At 36.0% G+C, this 6,000-nt stretch carries 8 protein-coding genes and 4 pseudogenes; 3 read left to right on the top strand and 9 right to left on the bottom strand.

The window, feature by feature from the left end; translation table 11 throughout:
- The 6 genes and pseudogenes from HMPREF9096_RS09360 to HMPREF9096_RS03470 all read right to left on the bottom strand — a co-directional run.
- On the bottom strand, nt 1–178 hold a 178-nt coding region (locus tag HMPREF9096_RS09360; protein WP_009500672.1), incomplete at its 3' end, for a transposase.
- 377 nt (nt 179–555) lie between these two features.
- The gene (locus tag HMPREF9096_RS03460; RefSeq protein WP_009500671.1) at nt 556–912 is read right to left on the bottom strand and encodes a hypothetical protein; all 357 of its coding nucleotides are present in this window, start codon (nt 910–912) and stop codon (nt 556–558) included.
- Nucleotides 909–1,694 carry a M48 family metallopeptidase gene (locus tag HMPREF9096_RS03465; RefSeq protein ID WP_009500670.1) on the bottom strand — a complete coding sequence of 262 codons (786 nt, stop codon included), beginning with the start codon at nt 1,692–1,694 and terminating at the stop codon, nt 909–911. Before HMPREF9096_RS03465 ends, HMPREF9096_RS03460 begins: the two co-directional genes overlap by 4 nt.
- A gap of 324 nt (nt 1,695–2,018) precedes the next feature.
- Complete coding sequence (locus HMPREF9096_RS09260) at nt 2,019–2,171, bottom strand: hypothetical protein (protein ID WP_009500669.1); 153 nt, start codon at nt 2,169–2,171, stop codon at nt 2,019–2,021.
- A 30-nt stretch (nt 2,172–2,201) separates the two neighbouring features.
- Nucleotides 2,202–2,732, bottom strand: a pseudogene (locus HMPREF9096_RS09180) (OmpA family protein); the annotation flags it as partial.
- 3 nt (nt 2,733–2,735) lie between these two features.
- Nucleotides 2,736–3,068, bottom strand: a complete 333-nt coding sequence (locus tag HMPREF9096_RS03470; protein ID WP_009500666.1) for a helix-turn-helix domain-containing protein — start codon at nt 3,066–3,068, stop codon at nt 2,736–2,738.
- 108 nt (nt 3,069–3,176) lie between these two features.
- Here HMPREF9096_RS03470 and HMPREF9096_RS08950 point away from each other — a divergent pair.
- Nucleotides 3,177–4,211: pseudogene (locus tag HMPREF9096_RS08950) on the top strand (IS1595 family transposase).
- Nucleotides 4,211–4,669, top strand: a pseudogene (locus tag HMPREF9096_RS08945) (DNA repair protein). Before HMPREF9096_RS08950 ends, HMPREF9096_RS08945 begins: the two co-directional pseudogenes overlap by 1 nt.
- A 28-nt stretch (nt 4,670–4,697) precedes the next feature.
- Here HMPREF9096_RS08945 and HMPREF9096_RS09255 read toward each other — a convergent pair.
- Both HMPREF9096_RS09255 and HMPREF9096_RS03475 read right to left on the bottom strand, forming a co-directional pair.
- The gene (locus HMPREF9096_RS09255; RefSeq protein WP_009500660.1) at nt 4,698–4,850 is read right to left on the bottom strand and encodes a hypothetical protein; all 153 of its coding nucleotides are present in this window, start codon (nt 4,848–4,850) and stop codon (nt 4,698–4,700) included.
- A 210-nt stretch (nt 4,851–5,060) separates the two neighbouring features.
- The gene (locus tag HMPREF9096_RS03475; RefSeq protein WP_009500656.1) at nt 5,061–5,360 is read right to left on the bottom strand and encodes a hypothetical protein; all 300 of its coding nucleotides are present in this window, start codon (nt 5,358–5,360) and stop codon (nt 5,061–5,063) included.
- A gap of 32 nt (nt 5,361–5,392) precedes the next feature.
- Here HMPREF9096_RS03475 and HMPREF9096_RS09515 point away from each other — a divergent pair.
- Nucleotides 5,393–5,515 (top strand): annotated as a pseudogene (locus tag HMPREF9096_RS09515) (DNA repair protein); the annotation flags it as partial.
- A 35-nt stretch (nt 5,516–5,550) separates the two neighbouring features.
- Here HMPREF9096_RS09515 and HMPREF9096_RS03480 read toward each other — a convergent pair.
- On the bottom strand, nt 5,551–5,904 hold the full coding sequence (locus tag HMPREF9096_RS03480; RefSeq protein ID WP_009500654.1) for a hypothetical protein: 354 nt from the start codon (nt 5,902–5,904) through the stop codon (nt 5,551–5,553).
- Nucleotides 5,905–6,000 lie beyond the last annotated feature (96 nt).

Genomic DNA, 6,000 nt, shown 5'->3' with positions numbered 1-6,000 from the left:
CGAGAAAATAGGCGTGGTGGAGAATACCGCAATGAGGACAGCAGACATCGCGAATGTTATTGGGATTACCCCAACGTTTTGCTTTGAGTAGGTGAAAGGCTTCTGTTTCGGTTAAACGGAAAATGTCTTTGAGTGCGATATTTTTTGATTTACTTGCCAATAAGTGATGTTGAGCCATTATGAATTTCCTTGTGTAGTACAAGGTATTCGAGATTTACTAAACGCCAGACATGAAAAATCGCCCACCTGAAAATCTCAAGTCGGCTCAAAGCGTTTGCGCCTCGAATACCGTATTACCCACAAGGAACTTGTGGAAAGCTCATTTAACAAAGAAATAGATTGCGAGTGTTAAAAACAGAAAAATCCTACCGCCTACACATTCGCACACACCCATTCAGGGGGGAAGCTACATTTAAAGTTGCATTCTTTGGCTAGTTGTATAATTTACTGAGGAAATGCCTCTTTACAAATCATATCTAAATTTAGTCTTTTGGGCATTTTTAGTCAAACAAAAAAGCAATTCTTTATGAGATGGCTTTTAAGCACTTTTTATATCTACATTTTCGCAAGCTCATCTTCGCATAAAATTAAAAGATTCTGTTGAGCATTTGCATTATCTTTCGTGAAATCAGTATAAATATCATAGTCTGACATTATTCTATATTGTTTCATTCTTTCTGCAAAATAAACAAAATCAGAAGCTACTTCAGAATAAGCCGCAAAATTATCTAAAGCTCTTTTATGCCTTCCGCCTTCTCCATTCTCTAAGTCAATATTGTATTGTTGAGCTACTATACACATTTCATGATAAATAGCATAGTAAGCTAATCTAGCACTTTCTCTCCAATGAAATTCACTATTTTCTTTTACTAAATCAGCTGATTTTTCTTTTAATTCCGTTGGAGTGATCATTTCAACTCCTCTCGCCGTAAGAAAAACATCAGGTTTTTAATAGGAAACTCCCTATGTTTTTTAGTAAATTCTAAAGAGCATTTAGCTAACTCCAGTTCATATTTTAAATATCTTTCTTCAGAAAGAGAGTTATCATATATAAAAAACCATAAAGAGTTTGATTCTTCTAAGTTACTTTGTATCTTATAATGACGTAAATCAATATTGTGCTCCGCTACAAATTTAAATATAGTCTCTACATAATTCAATAATATGTTTTCAGGGATACCTATTTTTTTTATTGAAATAATTGTATTTAAATACATTTCAAACTCTTTATTAAAGTTTTTATACTTTAATTTATTTAATTGCCGCATAATCCTTTCTGCCTTGCTAGTTTGTCCACAAAAAATATATAAATTCATTGCAACTTTTAAGGCTAAAAGATCTCCTGTTGTATGTTCTAGATAATAATCTAATTTTCTAACTGCTTCGGATATTTCACCAACTAACACTAAAGCTTTCGCATACATTGAAAAAAGTACAGTCTCACTAGGTGCTTTCTTTAATGCCAATTGAAAATATTTATTAACTTTATTTTTATCTTTACGAAATGCAGCAATCATCCCTAAAGCTTCATAACCATAGAAACTGGTATCTGAATGAAAAATTAGCTTATGTGCTGAAAGCTCAATCTCATCTAACTCTTTATCGCAAATAGGTTCCATGCTGGAAAGAATAGATTTTATTTTATTACCAACTTCTTCTGCTATTACCTTATGTTTAGTTTTAGGTGTAATCATTTTTAAATCCAAAATTCTAATTAATAGTTGAATCAACGAAAAACTTAATATATAGAACTCTTAATTAAGAAATTTTTATTAAATAATTATTAACTCTAGTATTATTATCTTACTTTATATGTATTTTAAACCGTAAGTTAAGCTGATTTTTAAAAAATCAGCTTAACTTACGAACGTCCATTTGTCAATAATTGGTTGAATACTACTCAAATGTCACTGTTTACAGAAACACAAAAGCAACCCCTTGCGGGGTTGCTCCTAATGTTGGAAATTAACGTTGAATAAAACCTTCAAAACCTTGCGGTTAAGAAGTTGGTTTGCAGATTACTGAAAATTCTGTGCAGGCAATGCAGAATTGGGATTGCCTATGATGTTTAGGCTGTACGGATAGTTCGCATCGTAAAGTGGCGCTGGACCGATTGGACCTGCAACTTTTTCGCTTGTACCAGCGTTAAGTTCAGTGTCTTGAGCTTTCACAACTACGCGACGGTTCGAGCTTAAACACTACTCTTTGGCGGCTTGGTCGTTGCCATCACAGGCTTTGACTTGGTTCGCTTTGCTATAACTCACCGCACTTAATTCACTCTTTATGCCTAAGCGTTGAAGTTCTGCTCTTACGGTGTCAGCGCGGTGTTGTGAAAGATCTAAATTGTACGGAACTGAACCCATATGGTCGGTGTAATCTTCAATGGTTGCAGTTTTTACGTTGAAACCATTTAATTTGTTCACCAGTTCCGCTAATACTTATTTCCCTTCCGCTTTTAAGTCCGCCTTGTCAAAATCAAACAGGAAGTCTGAACTTAAATTAAAGGCATGGTCGGTGTTACAACCATTCGGGAACCAAAAGAAACTTTAGGCGTTCATATTGCTGTCGAAAAGCACTTTGTACTGGCAAACTTTATGTACGCCATTTTCACGATAATTAAAGACATAATCCCACTCACGCATGCCGTATAAGCTTTCCGAGAAATGAGGGCGACCAATCAAATTGTAGGGTTGGTCTTTATTCATTCCACGTTCGATTTGACGAACGTTATCCTGCTATTTCAATGTGGAAATAGCTTGAAATGACATCTCTACAGCCCTTTGAACATCACTCGACATTTGTCGATAATGATTGATAAGGGCTTGCTCTTTCTCTGTTAATTTATCGTTCGGTAAGCAACGAAACATTTTCCCTTCACCTGTTAACAACCAGTTTATGTCGATATTCATTGCTTCTTTTAGCTTAATTAGGGCTTCTACGTTCGGTTCTCTTTCATTACGCAAATAGTTTTGAACGGAACGGTAAGGAATACCAGAGATTTCCGAGAATGCTTTGATATTCAAATTTTTATCTTCAATAACTTGTTTTAGCCTTTCGCTGATGCTCATTTGAGTATTCTATGTTGACTTTATATGTTCTTTAGGGTAACATTTAAAGCATAAAGTTACCCTAATGGGTACATTCTAATGTTAAACTATCAATAAAGCAAAGTTATTATGGCTCAACACTACCTTTTATCAAGCTCGTCAAGGAAGCTGTACCCCATCAAGATGGCACAGCTATCTGATAGCGAAGCTCGGGCATTGCTATGCCAAATTCGTTGGGGGAGTGAGGAAAATGTGGTGTGTCCAAAGTGCGGTGTGCAGCATATTGCTTATCGCATTGCCAGTCGCAATCAATGGCGGTGTAAACATTGCAATCATACCTTTAGCGTCACATCAGGCACTATTTTTGCCGACCGTAAACTGTCTATTCAGACCTACCTTTACGCGATAGCCTTATTTGTTAATGCCGCTAAAGGCTTGTCTGCTTGCCAACTTTCGCGTGATTTGAACGTGTAATATAAGACGGCTTTTACGCTTGCTCACAAAATCCGTGAAAGCCTACAAATCCAAAAACAGTTATTTCCGCTTTCGGGTGAAATTCATATCGACGGCACTTATGTTCATTCTGCTTCACGTCCTAAAAATAAGAAAAGTGAACGCGTGGACAGACGACTGAAAGAAAATGCCAATCCTAATAAACGGTCAATTTTGGTAATACGAAATCGTTATACCAAAGAAGAAACCGCAGAAAATCCGTATTTAGTGGGCACAAAGAAAACCTTAACTTTCCCGATTTTATCGGAAAATAGCCAAGTCGTGAATAAACTAGCAACAAGCTATATTAAGGCAGGTAGTCGTATTCATGCGGACGAAAACTCCGCTTATGACGAATTGATGATTCACTACGATTTGCGTCGCGTAAACCATCAAAAAGAGTATCGCAGTGATGAAGGTATCACTAACAATCTTGCGGAAAGTTATTTCAGTCGCTTTAAGCGTATGATTATTGGCACACATCATAAAATCAGCAATAAGTATCTTGATAACTATGCCAACGAATGTGATTATCGTGAAGATAATCGCCGTGTTGATAATTTAAGCCTATTTAACAGCACTCTCAGGCAATGTCTTGCTACCGACAATACAACGGACTGGCAAGGGTATTGGCAAGGTAATCATAGACAAGCAGAAAGGCTGATAATGTAATGGGAAATAAAATCTACTTTAGCCAAATTCAGGCTAAAATCGACCGCTTCCAGCGTGAACGAATACAAGTGCTAGAACATCTCGAATTAGTTGAACGAAAAATCCAAAAGCTCAACGATGCCCTTGAAGTGATGGAAGATGAAGCCTTAACCGATGAATATGATACAGAGGTTTATTCATATCGAACCTACAAACATAGATTCCGTGGGAAATTAAGACCAATGGTCTTAGCGGTACTCAAAGCTCAACCCGACCATTATTTCACGGTCAATGAAATCACTGAGATTGTCTTAATAAAAGACAGACAAGACCCTATCGTTCGTCCGAAGCATACGGTTTCGGTGCGTGGCGCGTTAAAACATTGACTGACAAAAGGCGTAGTAGAACGGTTGGAAATAAATGCTGTTGATGTGAAGTGGCGACTAAGAATAACATCGCATTTAAAATGTAAAGAATAGCATATTCTACTATATGCTATTCTTATAACTAGGCTTTACTTTTTAACTCATGCAGATTTTGCGAAGTTAAATTTAAGCGTGACAGTACTGAATTTGCAGTTTCAACTTTTTTCTTGAAAAGAGTAGTTGATGGCAATTTATCTAATTTTTTGTCTATTTTGACTTTAACTAAAGTTTCCATATGTTGCTCCTTCCTATTTTTGTTTAACTAAAAAAGCTTCATAATTTACACTATTGCTTGGAACAAAAGGCTTAATTTCATTATTGCATATACCCCAAATAATAAATTTCTCAGAAATTTCAGTGTAATATTTATTCAACATTTTTCTGTAAAGCCTAGTTCTTACTTTGGTGCTTCCTTCAAAAAATATAAGAGCAGAAGGGTGACTTTCTAAAACACTTCAGCTGCATTTGCTACAGTTCTCAAAACAGTTTCCATATCACTATTATCACTAATGGCAGTATCGTCTATTTTTACACCATCTTGAGTATCCCCAAACCCTAAATTAAAGACAGGTATATCGGGAGATACGAAATTTCTGTCTAATTCAAAAAATTCAATAATTTTTTGCTTCTTCCCTTTTGTACCCAGACTAACAAAGGTGTAACGTAATTGAGAAGAGCTAGATGATAAAAGATACGGTTCAATGTGCATTTTCAAAAACTCAATTTTATCGTTAAATAATAACATAAAATTATTAAGCCGTTAATATTTATGAATCAATTATCCGATCACTGTATGCTGTTTCCGTGCGTGGCGCGTTAAAACATTGGCTGACAAAAGGCGTAGTAGAACGGTTAGAAAGAGACGTAACTGATGTCAAATGGCGACAGAAACAAAAATAGCGGTATTTCTACCGCTATTTTAATGGCTTTAACCGCTAAAACTTCAACCCATTTTCAACGATTCCTCTTTTACGCAATTTAACCAGTATTCGATTGACTGTCTTATAGTGCTTATCGCCCATATCAACAAATTGTGGTTTTCCCAACAATGCTAAGGTCTTTTCAGCAATCTCCCCACAAAACATCCAATCTGGATTTTCACGTAAGACTTGAGCGACTAATCGCATCGTAATCAAGGGCTGCGGTTTTGGTTCTTTCGGTATATAAGGTTGAGCTAATGCGTTAATCTCTTGTGACAAACACTGCATTTGCACCGTCAGCTCATCTTGCTTTTCTTTTAGCTTTAATAGTCGTTCCACTAACTCGTGTTTCAGCAGCTTTTGTGCCATAATAAAAATCCCTATTGAGTTAAAATTTCAATAGGGATTTTAAGGTTTTTAATCGGTTAAATCTTTGTGCAACTGCTACATAATACCGAACTTTTT

It is taken from the genome of Haemophilus sp. oral taxon 851 str. F0397, from assembly GCF_000242295.1.
Lineage (GTDB): Bacteria > Pseudomonadota > Gammaproteobacteria > Enterobacterales > Pasteurellaceae > Haemophilus.
This window is presented reverse-complemented; position numbering and strand designations above follow the sequence as displayed.

Excerpts from the sequence above, each read along its gene's own strand:
- HMPREF9096_RS03460 (WP_009500671.1), bottom strand. The coding sequence starts at position 912 with ATGATCACTCCAACGGAATTAAAAGAAAAATCAGCTGATTTAGTAAAA.
- HMPREF9096_RS09255 (WP_009500660.1), bottom strand. The coding sequence starts at position 4,850 with ATGGAAACTTTAGTTAAAGTCAAAATAGACAAAAAATTAGATAAATTG.
- HMPREF9096_RS03470 (WP_009500666.1), bottom strand. The coding sequence starts at position 3,068 with ATGAGCATCAGCGAAAGGCTAAAACAAGTTATTGAAGATAAAAATTTG.
- HMPREF9096_RS03475 (WP_009500656.1), bottom strand. The coding sequence starts at position 5,360 with ATGTTATTATTTAACGATAAAATTGAGTTTTTGAAAATGCACATTGAA.
- HMPREF9096_RS03480 (WP_009500654.1), bottom strand. The coding sequence starts at position 5,904 with ATGGCACAAAAGCTGCTGAAACACGAGTTAGTGGAACGACTATTAAAG.
- HMPREF9096_RS03465 (WP_009500670.1), bottom strand. The coding sequence starts at position 1,694 with ATGATTACACCTAAAACTAAACATAAGGTAATAGCAGAAGAAGTTGGT.